We start from the raw sequence: 18,392 nt of genomic DNA on the forward strand, positions 1-18,392 counted from the left end.
CCTGCTGACCGCCCAGATGGCCGCGCTGCTGGTGGCGATCGGCCGGGCCGCGATCGCCGCCACGCCCCGGGTGGGGCTGGCCGTCCTGCGCACGCTCTTCCCGCCGAAGGTGCTCGACGCGCTGTTCCGGCAGGGCCGGGTGCTGCTCGCCGACGCCGAGCTGACGTTGAGCGTGTTCAACCAGGCGGCGCACGCCGAGGCGTTCGCGGGCGCCGGCGCGGGCACCCGGCTCGGCGCGCTGGTCAGCCTCGACGGTCGGCCGGTGCTGATGGCGAGCATGTCGGAGACGGTGTCGTCGACCGGCCGGGCGGCGACCCGGGCCGAGCTGAGCGAGGCGCTGGACGAGATCATCAAGCGGGTCGAGGACCTGCGCGAGCTGAAGCCGCCGAAGACACCCCGGGACGTCCAGGCCGCCGTCGTGCGCGCGGCCATCGCCCGGCAACTGGAGCAGCGGCTGACCACCGCGTTCAACAGGGCGCTCCAGACCGCCGCGTACGAGGAGTTCCGCGCGCTGCGCAAGGCCGGGCAGGCGCAACCGTGGCGGCTCGGCCAGCAGGTGCACCGGCGGATGGCCGCCGAGGTCGCCCAGCTCGTCGGCCGGTCACCGGGCCTGGAGGCGTTCGCGGAGAAGTCACTGGCGACAGTGGTCGAGGCGGTCCGCACGGCCCACCCGGAGCTGGCGCCCGCGCTGCGCGGCTCCGACGCGGTGCTGCGCCAGACCGTCGCCCAGATGCTGCTCGGCCACCCGGACCGGGATCTGCTGCTGCGCCTCGTCGGCTTCACCGGCAACCCGGCCGCGACCGGGGCGGAGAAGGCCCTCGCCCGCCACCTCGCCGAGCGGTTCCGGTGGAAGGCGTCCACCACCGTCGGGGACCTCCGCTCCGACCTGCTGCTCGTCGATCCCGAGGCGGCCCGCGTCACGAACGTCGACTGGACCTCCTCGACCAAACTGGAGCGCTTCGAGAAGACCTGGGGCACCGTCGCCGACGGCCTCGGGGAGACGTTCGACGGTCGCTGGGAGGCAATCGCGGAGGCGTACCAGCGGGCCGCCAAGGGCGGTGTGCCGGCGGAGGTCGTCGCCGGTCTCGAAGAACTGACCGCGCACGCCGTACGCGAGACGGTCGTCCGCCAGGCCGCCCTCAGCCAGTTGTTCCCCGGATTCTTCGTCACCTCGCACGAGATGACGTACCAGGGGCTGCACTCCCTGTTCACACTGCCGCTGTAGAGGAGCACCGATGGGCAGAGTCGTCGTCGCCGACGCCGATCCGGCGACGCTTGGTTTCAGCACCGCGCATTCCGACAGGTACGTCTACTCCAACTACTTCGTACCGGTCCGGCTCACGTTCGGCGGTGGCGAGACGCCCATCCTGCCGTTCTACGTCAAGCAGGCGCTGATCGAGGCGATCCGCTACGGCGGGCTCGACGGCGACCGGCTGCCGCACCTGCTCAAACAACTCGGCCTCTACGACCTGTGGAAGGCCAACGAGATGGACGCGGCCACCGAGGCGCTGCCCGGCGCCGACTCGGGCATGTCGTACCGGGAGCCGCCGGCGCGACGCCAGACGCTCCTCGGCGACCAGCAGGCGGAGTTCCTCGCCGGCCTGCTCCAGTCCGACGTGGGCATCGCGTTCCTCGACCGCACCCGGATCCGACCGGTGGGCTTCGCGCTCGGCGAGCACGTCTACGCGCTGGCGCTCGCCCCCGGTGAGGAGGCCGTGCTGGAGCAGCGCACCTACACCAAGCGCGAGCTGACCCTGGAGGAGCAGAACGAGTCGGAACAGCAGACCGACGTCGAGCTGACCAGCGCGCTCACCACCGAACTCCAGGAGGGCTTCGAGCGGCAGAAGTCGCTCACCGACACCTGGGGGCTCAACGCGAGCCACACCGGCCAGTACACCAGCCCGACCGGCATCTGGGGCACCTTCAACGCCAGCCACACCATCGGCTTCGCCACCAGCGTCACCGCGGCGAGCCAGGAGACGAGCCGCCGCGCGGTCAAGGACAGCCGGACCGCCACCTCGAAGGTCGCGGCGCGCTACCGCACCCAGCACAAGACCGATTTCAAGCTCGTCACCGAGACGGGTACGGAGTCGTCCTCGAAGCGCACCGTCCGCAACCCGAACCGGGCCACGCCGATCACGCTGCACTACTTCAAGGTGCTGCAACGGCTGGAGCTGGCGCACGAGCGGTACGGCGCACGGGTCTGCTGGGCCCCCACGATCAAGGACCCGGCGCTCGCCTTCGCCCAGAAGATCACCGGCGGGCGGCAGCGGATCCGCGACAACGCGGTCGCCGCGCTGCCCCCGATGCCGGTGAAGCCGGAGCGGCCGCCGCGCGGCGCTCCCGCAGCGGTGGAGACGCGCGTCGTGTACTCCGCCGTGGTCACGCTCGACAAGTGGGGATTCACCGGCGACATGAGCGCCGACTACGACATCGACGTCACCCTCGACGCCGGCTGGGAGTGGGACGGCAACGTCGACACGATCCGGCAGAACCTCAACCTGATCACCCGCCGCCCGCCGACCGCCATCGCGGCCCAGGTCGTCGGTGTGCCGGTGGTGACGGAGGCGGACGGCCGACCGGTCCTGCGCGTCCGCATCCATGTGGGCGCGGCCAGCTGGCTGGGCGGTCCCGGCGCGCAGGCCCAGATCGCGGCCGGGTTCCGGCGTACCCCGACGGTGGTGGACCAGACCGCCGACGACGCGGCGTACAACGCGCTGGTCGCGGGCTACCTGACCGATCTTCAGGAGTGGCAGGACCGGCGCGACGCGGCGCTGGCGGCGGCGGAGACGGCGGGGGACGAGTTCGAGGCGCGGCTGCGGGCCGGCTTCTCCCCGGTCAACGAGATGGTCTCGCAGATCGTGGAGGCGCACTTCCCGGCCAGCGTGCGGGACGAGGCGTGGGAGATCGACTTCTGGCATCGGGTCTTCGACTGGGAGCGCGCGTCGTTCGTGGCGTACCCCGGGTGGTGGTCCGGCGGCGACGCCCGCGCCCCGGAGCGCGACCCCGGTGACTTCGTCAACGCCAGCTGGGCGAAGCTCTACCTGCCGGTGCGGGCCGGCATGGAGCTGGCCGCGCTGCGGTGGATCTTCGGGAAGGTGGTGGCGACGCGCCTGGCACCGGAGGTGGAGCGGGAGCTGGAGGCGTTCGTGGACGAGCTGACGGCGTACCGGGCCGGCCATCTCGGCACCGGCGACGAGATGCCCGAGCTGAGCACCGAGTGCCAGGACGTGCCGGAGCGGGTGTACTGCCTGGCGAAGTGGACCGAGCTGATGCCCACCGACGGCACCCACCTGGAGGTGGTGCAGGGCGTCACGACCGCGGCCGACGAGGTGACCGCCAAGGAGATCAGCGACGCGGAGGCGCTGCGGGCGGCGCTGCTCGACGGCGAGGTGCAGACCAACCGGCTGCGGACCAGGGCGTACGACCAGATGACCGAGCCGGCCGACGTCGACATCCGCCTCGGCACGCCGTCCGGGAGCGGCCCCGCCGTCTGAGCCGCTCGTCCACCCCGATCCCTCACCTGACCAGGGGATCGGGGTGGACGAATTCTGGCAAAGTCTGAACTTTCGATTCGTGGCCTAGATCGGTAAAAAGGCGCATAATTGATCCCTTACGCTCGCTCCCTCGGGGCGACGACGACGCCGGCCGGCGAACCGTCCAAAAAGAACCGTCTCCCACCGGTGGGTCGATGGCGCTGGATCCCTAAAGCCACTAGGTTGGCCGTCGCCGCTGTGCTCGGCCGGCATTCACAAACCTAAGGAACACTCATGACGACCGCACCCTTGCGCCAGGATGAGCCCCCGGTCTCGCTGGTCAGGGTCCGCGCGGAGCCGCTCGACCGGCTCTCCGCCGCGGACATCTCCCCCATCGTGCGCCGGGTGATGGCGGCTCACCTCGATCAGACCCGGATCCCGGCGGCGAAGTTCTCGTCGTTCATCTGATCCGCGATGGCCCCGGGGCCCGCCCGCGCGGCGCTCACCGAGTTCGTCCTCAAGGTGCACGCCAGGTGTGACCTGGCGTGCGACCACTGCTACGTCTACGAACACGCCGACCAGAGCTGGCGCCGCCGCCCGGTACGGATGACGCCGGACGTGCTCCGGGCCGCGGCCGGACGGATCGCCGAGCACGCGGCGGCCCACGGGCTGCCGGACGTCACAGTCGTCCTGCACGGCGGGGAGCCGCTGCTGCTCGGCCCCGACGGGCTGGGCCAGGTGCTCGCCGAACTGCGGCGCGTCATCGGGCCGGTCACCCGGCTCCGGATCGGCATGCAGACAAACGGCGTGCTGCTCTCCGAGCGGTTCTGCGACGTACTCGCCGAACACGACGTGGCGGTCGGCGTATCGCTCGACGGCGACCGGGCCGCCAACGACAGGCACCGGATCTACCGGTCCGGCGCCAGCAGCTACGACCAGGTGCTGCGCGCGCTCGCCCTGCTGCGCCGCCCGGCGTACCGGCGGCTCTGGTCCGGCCTGCTCTGCACGGTGGACGTGCGCAACGACCCGATAGCGGTGTACGAGGCCCTGCTCGCCCAGGAGCCCTCGCGGATCGACTTCCTGCTCCCGCACGCCACCTGGGACGACCCGCCGTGGCGGCCGGCCGCCGGGGACACCGCGTACGCCCGCTGGCTGCGCGCCGTCCACGACCGCTGGCGCGCGGACGGCCGACCCGTCCCGGTGCGCCTGTTCGACTCGCTCCTGTCCACCGCCCGCGGCGGACCCAGCGGCACCGAATGGCTGGGCCTCGACGCGGTCGACCTGGCGGTGATCGAGACGGACGGCGAGTGGGAGCAGGCGGACTCGCTCAAGACCGCGTACGACGGCGCGCCGGCCACCGGCATGACTGTCTTCTCGCACGCGGCCGATGACGTGGCGGCCAGCCCGCTCCTGGCCCGCCGCCGCTCCGGCCGGGCCGGTCTCAGCGACGAGTGCCGGCGGTGCCCGGTGGTCGACCAGTGCGGCGGCGGACTCTTCGCCCACCGGTACGGCGCCGGGCACTTCGACCATCCGAGTGTCTACTGCGCCGATCTGAAAGAGCTGATCGTGCACGTGAACGAGAACCCACCGGAACCCGTCCGGCTCGACGCCGGCCTGCCCGACGACTTCATCGACCGCCTCGCGGCGCCGACCGGCGACCGGGTCGCCATCGGCCGGCTCGTCGAGGCACAGATCGCCATCGTCCGCGCGCTGCTCGCCGAGGTGGCCGACCGCCTGCCGGCCGGCGGGGCCGGAGCCGACGGCTGGGAGGCGCTGACCGCGCTCGACCGCAGCGCGCCGGAATCAGTGGCCCGGATCGCGGCCCATCCGTACGTGCGCGCGTGGGCTGTCGACTGCCTCGCCGGCACCGGCACCGGTGCCCGCCAGGGGCCGGGCTATCTGAGCGCGCTCGCCGCCGCCGCCGCGCTCGACGCAGGCGTTCCGGTGCGCCTCGACGTGCCGGTGCGATCCGGCCGCCTGCACCTGCCGGCGGTCGGCACGGTGCTGCTGCCCGAGGTGGGTGACGGCACCGCACGGGTCGAGACCGGCCCGGGCTCGCTGCGGGTGCGGGCCGGGGACGTGACGGTGGCCGTGAGTCCGGGCGCGGCGGGCGGGCCCCGCTGGTGGCCGACCCGCCGTCTCGTCGCACCGGACGTGTCGGTGCTGCTGGAGGACGGCGACCCGCACCGCGACTGCCACCGGCTGCCCGCCGATGACCGGCTCGACGACGCGGGCGCCGTGCGCTGGGCGGAGACGTTCGCGGCGGCGTGGCAGGTGATCCGGGACGAGGTGCCGGGCCACGCCGAGGAACTGCGTACCGGGCTGCGGGCGGTGGTGCCGTTGCGGCGCAGCGGCGACGGGGTCAGCGAGGCGTCGACCGCCCGGCAGGCGTTCGGCGGTGTCGCGGCCACGGAGACCGACGCCGGGTCGCTGGCGGTGCTGCTCGTGCACGAGTTCCAGCACAGCAAGATGAACGCGCTGCTGGACGTCTGCGACCTGGTCGACGGCACCGGGCCGATCGACATCACTGTGGGCTGGCGGCCCGACCCGCGGCCGGCGGAGGCCGTCCTGCACGGCATCTACGCGCACGCGGCGGTGGCCGACATCTGGCGCGTCCGGGCGGACCGCCAGGTCGACGGCGCGCAGGCGGTCTACCGGCAGTACCGGGACTGGACGGCCGAGGCGATCGGCGCGCTGCAACGGGCGGACGCGCTCACCCCGGCCGGCTCACGGCTGGTCCGGCAGGTGGCCCGCTCGATGTCCGGATGGCCGTCGTGACCACCGCCGTCCCGCCCGCGCACCGGGTCGACACGCTCGCCGCCGACCTGCGGGCACTCGGGCTCGGCAGCGGTGACGTGGTGCTCGTGCACTGCTCCCTGCGTGCCCTCGGACCGGTGGCCGGCGGGCCGGCCACGCTGGCCGACGCGCTGCGGGCCGTCGTCGGGCCGTCCGGCACCGTCGTCGTCCCGGCGCAGACCCCCGACAACTCGGTGAGCAGCCCCGCGTACCACGCCGCGACCGCCGGACTCACCGACGAGGAACGCCGGGCGTACGAGGACCGGATGCCCGGCTTCGACCCGGCCGTCACGCCGTCGTTCGGCGTGGGCGCGTTCGCCGAGCACGTACGCCGGTTGCCCGGCGCGGTACGCAGCCCGCACCCGCAGACGTCGTTCAGCGCCTGGGGCCCCCGGGCGGAGGAGCTGATGCGCGTCCACGACCTGGACTCGCATCTCGGCGAGCGCTCGCCGCTGGCCGCGCTGGAGGCCGCCGGGGCCTGGACCCTGCTGCTCGGTGTCGGCTATTCGACATGTACCGCGTTGCACCTCGCCGAGTACCGGTTGCGCCGCCCGCCGCAGCAGCGTCCGTACCGCTGCTACGTGCTGCGCGACGGCCGCCGGGAACGGCTGGACTTCGAGGCGCCGCACCTCGACGCGAGCCCGTTCGCCGAGGTCGGAGTGGAACTCGACAGGGAACCGTTCACCCGGCGCGGCACGGTCGGGAGCGCCCCGGCACGGCTGCTGCCGATAGCCGCGGCGGTACGCGCCACGGTCGCGTGGATGGACGCCCACATCGGACGGTGAGGGCCTGGTAACCCGAGCGCAACCTCTCTACCCTGATCGATAGACGCCGTATCGTGTCGACCGGGGAGCAGCGCGTGATCATTGACGGTTGGGGGTCAGGCGCACTACCCGTGGAACGGTCGTGTCGCCGTGACCTCTGAGCGGCCCGCGCTGCCGGGCCCGCCCTATTTCTTCCTCAGCTACGTCCCCCCGCCGACGCACAACGACCGCACCCCGGGCGACCACTGGGTCCGCCGCTTCTACCACGATCTCAACCTGGCCATCGACGGCCGGCCCGGCGACCGGTTACGCCGGCAGGGTTTCGCCGACTTCATCGTGCGGCCGCCGGAGGACCGGACGGAACGAAAACGCACCGCGCTCGCCGAGGCCGAGGTGTTCGTGCCGCTGTACTCGCCGGACTATCTCAACCGGGACGACTCGCGCCGGGAACGGGAGTGGTTCCGGCAACGGCTGATCCGGGCCGGCCGCCCGCCCGACGGCGACAACATCCTGCCGGTCCTGTGGATCCCGTCGCCCGCCGCCGTGCACGCGCCGGACCAGGCCCGGGCGGTGGCGATGGCCGCCGACGTGGACGCGTACGCCGCCAACGGGATGAGCGCGCTCTGCCGGCTGCAGAAGTTCCAGCACGCCTACAAGGAGGTGCTGGGCCGGCTCGCGCAGCACATCGTCGACACCGCCGAGCAGACCCCGCTGCAGGCGGCCGAGCCGCCGACCGGCCCGACCGACCTGCCGTCGTCGCCGACCAGCGAGGTGCCGTTCCGGGCGGTGGTGATCGCGCCCGAGCAACCGCACGAGCCGGGCCGGCTCAACGGACGATCCGACACGCACGCCGGCCGGTGGCGCCCGTTCCACGGCCGGCCACCCGTGGTCGACGACGTGACCGACGCGGTGCAGCGGCTGCGGATGCCGATCGACGTCCGCGACTTCGTACCCGATGCCGGGCTGTTCCGGGGCTGCCCGGGCGTACTCATGATCGATCCTCGGGTGGTCGAGACGCCGGACGGTGCGGAGGCCGTCCGCGCGGCCGCCGCCTCGCTGCACCGCTGGGTGGGCGTCGTGGTCATCATCGAGGACCCGGCACCCGGCCGTCGCTCCCAGGCGACGGTGCTGCTCGACCGGGCCATCGCGATCTTCCCGGCCGCGGCACGCCCCCTGGCGATCACCACGTACGACGACTGGCGGGCCGGGATCCACGGCCTGGTCGACCGGATGCGCCGCCGCTACCTGGAGGCGAGACCGGCCTACCCGCCGCCAGGACGGCCGATCAGCAAACCCCGGCTCTGGGAGAACCCGCCGCCCGACGAGGGAGTGGACACATGACCCGACGCGAGGGACAGGTCGTCACCTTCTACTCCTACAAGGGCGGCACCGGCCGGACGATGGCGCTGGCCAACGTCGCCTGGATCCTCGCCGCCAACGGCAAGCGGGTGCTCGCCGTCGACTGGGACCTGGAGTCCCCCGGCCTGTCGCGCTTCTTCGCGCCGTTCATCGACCGGGACGCGCTGGAGAGCACCGGCGGGGTGATCGACCTGATCCGCGAGTACGAGTGGGCGACCACCACCAAGCAGGACAAGGGCGACGACCGCTGGCACGAGCAGTACGCCCGCGTGCACAAGTATTCGTTCTCGCTGAACTGGTCCAACTTCCCCGGTGACGGGACGCTGGACTTCCTCGGCGCCGGCCAGCAGAACAACGACTACGCGGGCGCGCTCGCCGGGATGAACTGGGACGAGTTCTACGAGCGGCAGGGCGGCGGCTACTTCTTCGACGCGCTGCGTGCCGACATGAAACGCAACTACGACTACGTGCTCATCGACAGCCGCACCGGGTTCTCCGACGTCGCCGACATCTGCACCATCCAACTGCCGGACGTGCTGGTCACCTGCTTCACCCTCAGCGAGCAGGGCATCACCGGCGCGGCGAAGGTGGCGCGGCTGGTCGAGCACCGCTACGGGTCGCGGCGGATCCGGGTGCTGCCCGTGCCGATGCGGATCGACCCGGCGGAGAAGGTCAAGGCGGACACCGGGCGTGCGGTGGCGCGGCAGCGCTTCAGCGGGCTGCCGAGCGGGATGAGCGAGGCCGACCGGGACCGGTACTGGGCCCGGATGCAGGTGCCCTACCAGGCGTTCTATGCGTACGAGGAGCTGCTCGCCACGTTCGCCGACCAACCAGGCGTCAACGGGTCGCTGCTGTCCGCGTACGAGGTGCTGGCCCGGGAGATCACCCGGGGCGAGGTGGAGTCGCTGCCGCCGATGAGCAGCGCGGTACGCGAGCGGGTGAACGCCCGGTTCACCCGTACCTCCACGTCGGTGGAGAGCGAGATCGTGCTCCGGCACGCCCCGTACGACCGGGTGTGGGCGGAGTGGATCGGCCACCTGCTGGTCTCGGCCGACGTCCGGGTGACCGACCCGTGGTTCACCGACGACGAGGTGCCCCGGACCGCCCGGGAGCTGATCATCGTCTCCGAGTCCAACGCCAACGAGGAGGCGGTGCTCGCCGCGCCGGACCGCTCGCCCGACCAGGTGCCGCTCGTCGTCTACGTGGCGGACGTACGGCGCCTGGCGAACGTGCCCGCGGCGCACACCGTCTCGGTGGCCGGCCTGGAGGCGCGGACCGCCGCCGCGCGGATCCTGCGCCTGGTCGGCCGCGAGGGGGTGCCGGCCGACCTGGAGCTGCCCACCGGTCCCCGGTTCCCCGGCCGGGACAACACCGTGTTCGAGGTGCCGGGCCGCAACAAGCGCTTCACCGGCCGCGAGGCGGACCTGCGCGAGCTGCGGACGCTGCTGCGCAGCAGCCCGAAGGTGGTGCTCTCCGGCACCGGGCCGGTGGCGTTGCAGGGCATGGGCGGCATCGGCAAGAGCCAGCTCGCGCTGGAGTACGCCCACCGTTACCGCGCCGCGTACGACATGGTGTGGTGGATCGACGCCGACCAGGTGCCGTTCATCGAGTCGGCCATCGGTGACCTCGCGCCCTACCTGGGCGTGCCGTCGTCGGAATCGAACCGGGAGAACGCCCGGCTGGTGCTCCAGGCGCTGCGCCGCACCGACCTGCGCTGGTTGCTGATCATGGACAACGCGGACGAGATCGAGGGCGTGCTGCCGTACGTGCCGGACGGCAAGGGCCACGTCCTGATCACGTCCCGGAACCTCCAGTGGGTCGAGCGGGCCACCACCGTCCAGGTCGACGTGTTCAAGCGCGCGGAGAGCATCCAGCACCTCACCGAGCGGGTGCCGAACATGCGCGTCGACCAGGCCGACCGGATCGCCGCCCTGCTCGGCGACCTGCCGATCGCTGTCACCGCCGCCGCGGCCTGGCTCGCCGACACCGGCCACTCCGTCGACAGCTACCTCACCGAGATCGCCAAGTTCGGTCCGGGCGCGGTGATGGAGCCGAACAGCAACGTCTCGGTGGAGGCCACCTGGGAGCTGTCGCTCAACCACCTGCGCACCCGCAACCCGGCGGCCTACCGGGTGCTGCAACTCTGCTCGGTGTTCGCGCCGGAGATCTCCGCCGACCTGGTCTACAGCGACGAGTTCGCCGAAGCGCTGGTGCCGTTCCACCCGCAGGCCAAGGAGCGGCTGGTCCGCCAGCAACTGGTGCAGCAGGCCAACCGGCTCGCCCTGGTGCGGGTCGACCTGCGGGCCGAGAACCCGGCGGGCGGTGAGCGGGGCCGGGGCGGCCTGGTGCTCATGCACCGCCTGCTCCAGCACGCCGTCCGGTCCCGGATGACGGAGGCGGAACTCGACGAGGCCCGCCGGCAGGTCCACCTCGTGCTCGCCGCCGCCCGGCCCGAGGGCGAGGTGGACGACCCCGACGGGTGGCCGCGGTTCCGGGTCATCTGGCCGCACCTGGAGGCGTCCAAGGCGCCGCTGAGCAGCAAGGTTGAGGTGCGGGCGCTGATGATCGACCGGGTCCGCTACCTCCAGTTGCGCGGCGACCTGGAGACCGGCCGGCGGCTCGGGCAGGAGGTCGCGCAGACCTGGGAGCAGATGCTCGCCGAGGAGACCGACCCGCGGGCTCGCGACGACCTGCGCCGGCAGTTGCTGCACCTCCAGTTCAACCTCGCCAACATCCTCGCCTTCCTCGGCCAGTTCACCGAGTCCCGGGCGCTGGACGAGGAGGTGCTGGCAGCCCAACGGGAACTGCTCGGCGAGGACCACCCGCACACGCTGATGACCGCCGGCGGGCTCGCCCGCGACCTGCGCGGCATGGGCATGTACAACGAGGCGCTGCGTCTCGACGAGATCACGTTCAACGCGTGGAAGCGGAACTTCACCGAGGAGCACCCGCGTACGCTCGCCGCGCTCAACAACCTCGCCAGCACCCAGCGCCTGATGGGCGACTTCCGGGAGGCCCGCAAGAACGACGAGATGGTGCTGGCCGGGCGCCGCGCGATCCTCGGGGAGAACCACCCGGACACGCTCGCCTCCTCCGCGTACGTCGGCATCGACATGCGCGACGCCGGCGACTTCGAGCAGTCGGTCACCCGCCTGCGCAGCGTCCACCGGGAACTGCTGAACACGGCCGGAGCCGAACACCTGATCACCCTGCGGACGCAGACGAACCTGGCGGTGTCGCTGCGCGCGGCCGGGCACGCGGTCGAGGCGGGCAAGCTCCTCGAAGCCGCCTACGAGCTGCTGAACGAGCGGTTCGGGCCGGACAACCCGGAGACGCTCACCTGCCGGCTGAGCCTGTCGATCAACCTGCTCACCGTCGACCTGTTCCAGCGCGCCAGCCGGGAACTGACCGAGGTGCACCGCATCTACCAGCGCAACCTCGGCCCGGCGCACCCGCTGACGCTGGTCTGCATGGTCAACCTCGCCATGGTGGCCCGCCGCGCCGGGGACTTCGCCGAGGCCCGGCAGCTCGCCGGCCGGTCCGCCGACGCGCTCGCCGGCGTGCTGGGCAGCGGGCACCCGTACCCGCTCTCCGGCTGGATGAACCAGGGCATCTGCATCGCCGAACAGCCCGACCCGCCGGAAGGTCGGGAGGCCGCCGACGTGGAGGCGCTGAGCCTGCTGCGGCGCGCGTACGACGGGTTGGTCCGGATCCTCGGCCGCGACCACACGAACACGCTGCGCTGCCAGGCGAACCTGGTGGTGATGCAGGAGCGGGTGGAGAGCGGCCGGCGCGCGGAGCTGGAGGCGGTCACCCGTGAGCTGACCTACCGGCTGGGCGAGAACCACCCGGCCGTCGAGGCCGTCCGGGAGAGCCGGTTGCAGCGGCGCATCATCGACCCGCATCCGATCTGACGGTGGCCCGCTCCACCGGGTCGGCCAGCCAGGCGAGGATCTCCGGCAGCACCTCGACCGCGCCGAAGTGCGCGCTGCGCGGCTGCACGTGCAGTTGCGCGCCGGGGATCTGCTCGGCCAGCCACCGGGTGTGGCTGGCCGGGGCGAAGTTGTCGTCGGCGCCGTGCCAGAGCCGGACCGGCATCCGGATCTCGGCCAGCGTGACGCCCCAGTCGGCGCGCAGCGCCAGCACGTCGTCGATCCAGCCGTCCGGCCCCTGGCGCAGCGCCTCGGCGTAGGCGTCGGTGAGCTGTCGGCGGATCGGCACCCCGGCCACCACCCGGCGGTCGGCCTCGGTCATCTGCTCGACCAGCAGCGCGAGCAGCGAGCCCGGATCGTCCATCGTGCGCTCGGCCCGCAGCCGCAACTGCTCGGCGAGCACCGGCACGGCGCGCTCGGCGGCACCGTAGTCACGGACGTTGGCGTCGGTCATGCCGCCGAACCAGTCCAGCCCGGCCGCCCCCGCCGGGGCGAGACCGACCAGGACGGCGGTACGCCGTACCCGCTCCGGCAGCAGCGCGGCGCAGGCCAGGGCGTGCGGGCCGCCGCCGGACCGGCCGACCACCGAGAACCCGTCCAGGCCCAGGTCGTCGGCGATGGCCGCGACGTCGGCGGCGGCGTCCGCGACCCGGCGGCCGGGCAGCCGGCTGGAACCGCCGTAACCCGGCCGGTCGTAGGAGATCAGGCGTACGCCGAGGCGGTGGAGCACGATCGAGCGTGGTCGTGGACCGTTCCGGCTGCCGGGTGTGCCGTGCATCAGGAACACGGGCCAGCCGCGTTCCGCCCCGGCGATCTCGACCGCCAGATCCCTCCTTCCTGTTCGGACGATGTGCTCTCGATGCCGGGGCGAGTGTGCCAATCGGGGCCTCCGAACGGGTGGTGGCGGTACGGGTGGCGTGGTCAGACCGCCTCGGCGGCCGGGACCTGGTCGGGCTGGTCGGGCTGGTCGGGCTGGTCGGTCGCTGCGAGGACGCGCAGCGTGTCGAGGGCGGACACCAGCGAGACCTCGGCCGGCGCCCGGTCGTGCGCCCGCAGGTAGTCCACGAGCAGCCGGCACAGGCTCGCCTCGTCGAGGAACTCGTCCGGCAGCCGGTGCGCCAGCAGCTCGGCCATCGTCCGGGGCGGTATCTTCCGCCAGGCCAGGTCGCCGTACTCGGTCAACGCCATGAGCAGCCACAGCGCGGTGCGGTTGTCGACCCGCGCGGCCGCGAACTGCTCGGCCATCTCGGCCGAGACCACGCCGTCCTCCAGCGGCAGCTCCGCGAGCCGCCCCTCGATGTCGGTGAGCACCTCCCGCACCCGGGCCACGTACCGCTGCGGCAGCCGGTCGAGCCCGTGCCGCAGGATGAGCGCGTGCAGGACCGCGTGGTCGTCGGTCGTGCCGAGCGAGTCGACCAGCTCGGGGAACTCGTCGATCAGGTACGGACACGAGATGATCAGCTCCGGCGGCGCTGTCGGTGAGCTGGGCAAGCGGCTCAGCGCCACCCGGGTCAGCCCGCACACCACCTCGCGTGGCAACTGCGCGCCGTCCTCGGCGAGGCATTCCAGCAGGACCGTGGCGCTCGTGCTGGACACCGCCTCCGGGAACTCGACGGCACGCGCCCACAGTCGCCGGTAGCTGCGCTCGTCGTACAGGATCAGCTGGTGCAGTGACGGCACCGGCCAGCGGCGGGTGGCCAGCTCCACCAGGTCGGCGTGGAACCGGGCCGCCTCGAAGCTGGTCGGCGCCTGGCCGCGCCACGTCCGCGCGCCGGCCTGCAACTGGCCGTAGGTGGTGACGTCGCCGAGCAGCCGGGCCTCCTCGGCCGCCACGTTCACCTTCTCCCCCCGCCGTTCCCGCCGCAGCCCGGCGACGATCCGGCCGTCGGCGTCCCGGCGCAGCCAACTGATCATCGCGAGCTGGCCCTTCTCGTCCAGGCCCGCCCGCCACAGCCGCACCGTGGACACCCAGGTCTCGTCGTCCATCAGGTCGCTGTGGCGCACCCCGTCCGGTGACACGAGCGCGGCCAGCGCGACCAGGTTCGCGGTGTACGCGGCGAGCAACCGCACCGGGTCGTACGGCGCGGGCCGGTAGCCGTCCACACCGGCCAGGTTGGTCCGCTGCCGGGCCTCGGCCAGCAGTCCGGCGACCGTCTCCACGATCGCGTCCCGGTCCCCTGGGTGCCGGAAGGCGAGTTCCCGCGCGAAGCCCACCACCGCCTCCCGCTTGACCAGCGGCTGGTGCGAGAGAAGCGCCCGGAACTGGCCGGTGTCCAGCTGATAGCCGAACCCGGCCGGGCTGAGGGTGCGCCGCCGCAGCTCGGCCAGACTCCGCAGCGCCCCGATGACGTACTCGGCGATCAGGAAGTCGCCGATGGTGGTGTGCAGGAACTCGTACGTGCGCCGGGCGTCCTCGCCCTGCACGTCGTCCGGGCCGTACACGACGAAGAAGGCGGCGGTGACCAGTTGCTCCGGGCCGAGCACGTCGCCGAGTTCGAACCGGGAGCCGTCGCCGGCCCCGGGCCCGAAACAGTCGAGGTCGGCGCGGAGCGCGGCCCGGTTCACCAGTTCCCGGTTGCGGTTGAACATGGCGAACGCGGTGATCGCGAGATCGCGCCGCAGTTGGTGTTCGCGGGCCTCCCGCTCGTGCGTCGGGAGGGCGGTCGGCGCCTTCTCGCTCACCTGCCGTCTGATGAACGCGGTGAGCAGGCCGGTGAACAGGTCGGACGATGACATGGCGCCGGGACGGCGGTCGGCCCAGTGCTCGTTGTAGTAGATGGCGAGCAGTGTGAGCAGCAAGGGCTGGCGGGCCAGCTCGCCGTGCCACAGCAGCTCGCGGGCGGAGAGCCGACGGTAGCCGGGCCGGTCCTCGTTTGCCGCGTTGACGGCGGCCAACCAGGCCGTCACCTGGGCGTCGGTCAGGTCTTCCAGCCGCACCAGCGCGGTGCCCTGCGGCACGCTTGCGCGGTCCATCACCAGCATCCGGGACGTGATGATCGGGATGACGGAGTAGCCCAGGTCCCACTGGGTCTCCTGGAACTCGGCCACCCGGTCGATGTACTGGGAGTGGGCGGTGCCGGTGACCTGGACGAGTTCGTCGAACCCGTCGAAGATCACCACCACCGTGGTGTGCTCGGTGGCCCGGCGCAGGTCCGCCCAGCGGATGCGCTCGTCCATCACCTGCTCGATCGCTGCTTCGATCTGCTCGGTCGGCGACGAGTCCCCGGACATCCGGCGCAGCGGCACCACTATCGCGGTGAACCGGCTCGCCGGCAGCCGGGCCGCGATGACCCGGGTCAGCAACGTCTTGCCGGCGCCCGGCTGACCGAGGAGCAGCAGCGGACGGTGCAGGCTCGCCGGATCGGTCAGGTATTCGGAGAGGAAACCGACCAGGTCGCCCCGGCGCGGCTGGTCGTCCCACCAGGCATCACGCTCCGGGGACGTGTGCTTGCCGTACTCGGCGGCCCGGAAGTCCGGGCTGATGAACCCCTCCTCCACCGTGGGCAGACGCAGGTGGAAGTCGACGTCCTTGATCCGCAGCAGCGGCTGCCGGAACACCGCGGCCAGCGAGCCGGTGAGCCGGTCGAGTGACTCCCGGAGCAGGTCGGGGCGGTCGGCCGGGGCCGGGCCGGACAACTCGGCGAGATTGCGGTACAGCTGCGCCAGCGCGTCCAGCCGGGCCGAGACCTCGGTGGTCAGGTTCCGGTTGTCGAGCAGGTTGTGCTCGATCGCCTGCCGGAGCATCCGGAACCCGAACTCGGGGAGGTCCGCGGCGAGCCGGTCGAAACGGTCCTCGTAGTGCCACATGGCCCGGCCCACCACCCGGGACCGCAGCGACGTGAGGTCGAGCCCGCGCCGCACCGACGGCCAGGCGGCGAGGCCCTCGCAGAACGCGATGGTGGCGTCGTAGAGCTTGACGTAGGCGGCCTCGACGTCGCGCCGGGTGTCGTCCATGCCGTGGACCGAGGACGGCAGCGGGAAGTATCCGCCGTCGATCTCCTTCGGCAGCGTGTGCTGGCGACGGTCGGCCGCCACCATGCCCACCTTTTCCTCGTCGGTCAGCTCCAGCCGGTCGAAACCCGGCCCGACCTCGTCCCGGAAACCGTCGAAGAACGCGGAGAGCGCCAGCACGGTATGGCTGGCCTCCAGCAGCTTGTAATACGATTTTCCGCCGGTCGTGCGGATGCGGCCGGCCTGGTTTCCGGTGGCGTCCCGGACGAGTTGCATGAGCGCGTTCTTCGGGCCGAGCAGAGCGAGCGCCGCGCCCTGGGTGAGCGCCCCGGCGCCGAGGATCCCCGCGCTGACGACCTTGTCGGTCTCGGTGATGCGCGTGCTGCCCGGGGCCAGCAGCTTCAACGCATCTCGATAGCTGAGGCTCGAACGGCGCGGCATGCCGCCCCTTCCGCTGCTGGCGATCGGGATTCTTCAAGGATAGAAACTTCAGTGACGGAAAGCTATCGATTCCGCACCGGGCGGCTGCTTTGCGACGACTTTTCCATTCATTCATCTCATTCATCTGCTAAATGCGGCCAAGGCGTCGGACCCCTATGGTCGAGCGGTGGACGACACACGGGTACGGCAGGCGTACGGGGCGGTCGCGGAGCTCTACATCGAACTGTTCGGCAGCACCGCCGCGGTGCACCCGGACGACCTCGCCCTCATCGGGCGGCACCTGGCCGGCCGGACCGGCCCGGTGCTCGACCTCGGGTGCGGACCGGGGCACCTCACCGACCACCTCCGGTCGCTGGGCGTCGACGCCACCGGGATCGACATGGTTCCCGAGTTCGTCGCGCACGCGCGGGCCACCCATCCGGGCGGCGCGTACCGGCTCGGGTCGCTGGACGACCTCGCCGTCCCGGACCACTCCGTCGACGGCATCCTCGCCTGGTACTCGCTGATCCACCTCCCGCCACCGGATCTCGACGGCGTGCTGGCCGGGTTCCGGCGCGCGATCGTGCCCGGTGGACCGCTCGTGGTCGGCATCTTCGTCGGTGACGAGGTGAGCGCCTTCGACCACAAGGTCGCCACCGCGTACCGCTGGCCGGTGGACGAGTTCTCCGCGCGGCTGCGGCAGGCCGGGTTCACCGAGGTCGAACGCCTGACACGCCTGTACGACGAGACCCACCGCACGCACGCCGCCATCGCGGCCGTGGCGTCCGGCGCCTGAGCGCGCGCCGTCGTCGGCGCCGGGAAAATGGGCGCGAACGTCTGCCGTCCGCTGTGTCAGGATCGGCGTTCGGAGTTCGACGGCCGGAAGGACACCATGCCCGCGTACGCCATCGCCCACCTCCAGGACGCCGCCCCGCACCCGGACATCGCCGAGTACATCGAGCGCCTCCCGGCCACCCTCGCCCCGCACGGCGGCCGGTTCCTCGTGCACGCCACGCCGCACGAGGTGAAGGAGGGCGCCTGGCCCGGCGCGGTCGTGATGCTCGGCTTCCCCGGGATCGCCGAGGCGCGCGCGTGGTGGGACTCGCCCGCGTACCAGGAGATCGCGCCCCTGCGCTCCCGGCACATCGAGGGCGACATCATCCTGGTCGAGGGCGTCCCCGACGACTACTCACCGACCGGCATCGTGCAGGCGATCCGGGCGGCGCTGCCCTGAGCCGGACCGGCCGGCGCGCCCGTGACCTCGGCGTCGTCGTCGGAACGCTGCCCACCGGACGCCACAACGCGATCACCGACGTCCCCGGCGTCCTGGTGGGGCACACCACCGTGGTCGACGGCGGCGACCTGCTCACCGGCGTCACAGCGATCGTGCCGAGCGGGCTCGGCCCCGGACGGTGGACGCTGCCGGCGGCGGTGTTCTCCGGCAACGGGCACGGGAAACTCGTCGGCTCGACCCAGGTGGACGAACTCGGCGTACTGGAATCCCCGGTCGTGCTGACCGCGACGCTGTCGGTGTTCCGGGCGGCGGACGCGCTGCTCGGCTGGTTGATGGAGCGCCGGCCGGACGGGGTGTCGTTCAACCCCCTGGTCGGCGAGACGAACGACGGGCACCTGTCCGACATCCGCCGCCGCCCGATCATCGAGGACCACGTCCTGGCCGCCATCGCTCAGGCGAC

The 18,392-nt window shown here is 72.3% G+C and carries 11 protein-coding genes and 1 pseudogene; 10 read left to right on the forward strand and 2 right to left on the reverse strand.

The window, feature by feature from the left end; translation table 11 throughout:
- The 7 genes and pseudogenes from KBX39_RS04600 to fxsT all read left to right on the forward strand — a co-directional run.
- Positions 1 to 1,225, forward strand: a pseudogene (locus tag KBX39_RS04600) (hypothetical protein); the annotation flags it as partial.
- Positions 1,226 to 1,235: 10 nt separating this feature from the next.
- Positions 1,236 to 3,497, forward strand: coding sequence for a hypothetical protein (locus KBX39_RS04605; RefSeq protein WP_210869312.1), 2,262 nt, complete (start codon positions 1,236 to 1,238; stop codon positions 3,495 to 3,497).
- 273 nt (positions 3,498 to 3,770) lie between these two features.
- The gene (locus KBX39_RS04610; RefSeq protein ID WP_166456745.1) at positions 3,771 to 3,944 is read left to right on the forward strand and encodes a hypothetical protein; all 174 of its coding nucleotides are present in this window, start codon (positions 3,771 to 3,773) and stop codon (positions 3,942 to 3,944) included.
- Positions 3,945 to 3,950: 6 nt separating this feature from the next.
- A complete protein-coding gene (locus KBX39_RS04615; protein WP_210869314.1) occupies positions 3,951 to 6,254 on the forward strand; it encodes an FxsB family cyclophane-forming radical SAM/SPASM peptide maturase in 2,304 nt (767 codons plus the stop codon).
- Positions 6,242 to 7,057 (forward strand): aminoglycoside N(3)-acetyltransferase, encoded by an 816-nt coding sequence (locus KBX39_RS04620; RefSeq protein ID WP_043327801.1) that lies wholly within the window; start codon positions 6,242 to 6,244, stop codon positions 7,055 to 7,057. Before KBX39_RS04615 ends, KBX39_RS04620 begins: the two co-directional genes overlap by 13 nt.
- A gap of 129 nt (positions 7,058 to 7,186) precedes the next feature.
- Positions 7,187 to 8,377, forward strand: coding sequence for a TIR-like protein FxsC (locus KBX39_RS04625; RefSeq protein WP_064448829.1), 1,191 nt, complete (start codon positions 7,187 to 7,189; stop codon positions 8,375 to 8,377).
- Positions 8,374 to 12,309 carry an FxSxx-COOH system tetratricopeptide repeat protein gene (gene fxsT, locus KBX39_RS04630; protein WP_064448830.1) on the forward strand — a complete coding sequence of 1,312 codons (3,936 nt, stop codon included), beginning with the start codon at positions 8,374 to 8,376 and terminating at the stop codon, positions 12,307 to 12,309. The genes KBX39_RS04625 and fxsT overlap by 4 nt, the downstream gene beginning before the upstream one ends.
- On the opposite strand, the gene KBX39_RS04635 is transcribed toward fxsT, so the two are convergent.
- Together KBX39_RS04635 and KBX39_RS04640 are read right to left on the reverse strand one after the other, a co-directional pair.
- The gene (locus KBX39_RS04635) at positions 12,287 to 13,207 is read right to left on the reverse strand and encodes an alpha/beta fold hydrolase (protein ID WP_210869316.1); all 921 of its coding nucleotides are present in this window, start codon (positions 13,205 to 13,207) and stop codon (positions 12,287 to 12,289) included. The genes fxsT and KBX39_RS04635 overlap by 23 nt on opposite strands.
- Positions 13,208 to 13,248: 41 nt before the next feature.
- On the reverse strand, positions 13,249 to 16,683 hold the full coding sequence (locus KBX39_RS04640; protein ID WP_247659872.1) for an NACHT domain-containing NTPase: 3,435 nt from the start codon (positions 16,681 to 16,683) through the stop codon (positions 13,249 to 13,251).
- 202 nt (positions 16,684 to 16,885) lie between these two features.
- On the opposite strand from KBX39_RS04640, the gene KBX39_RS04645 reads away from it, so the two are divergent.
- The 3 genes from KBX39_RS04645 to KBX39_RS04655 all read left to right on the forward strand — a co-directional run.
- Positions 16,886 to 17,494: a class I SAM-dependent methyltransferase gene (locus tag KBX39_RS04645; RefSeq protein WP_166456751.1), complete on the forward strand. Its 609-nt coding sequence runs from the start codon at positions 16,886 to 16,888 to the stop codon at positions 17,492 to 17,494.
- Positions 17,495 to 17,590: 96 nt separating this feature from the next.
- Positions 17,591 to 17,932, forward strand: coding sequence for a DUF1330 domain-containing protein (locus KBX39_RS04650; protein WP_166456752.1), 342 nt, complete (start codon positions 17,591 to 17,593; stop codon positions 17,930 to 17,932).
- 95 nt (positions 17,933 to 18,027) lie between these two features.
- Positions 18,028 to 18,392: P1 family peptidase (locus tag KBX39_RS04655; RefSeq protein WP_312246107.1), on the forward strand; the 365-nt coding region annotated here is incomplete at its 3' end.

Origin of the sequence: Micromonospora sp. D75 (genome assembly GCF_018070405.1) — a bacterium.
In the GTDB taxonomy this organism is placed as follows: Bacteria; Actinomycetota; Actinomycetes; order Mycobacteriales; family Micromonosporaceae; genus Micromonospora; species Micromonospora chalcea.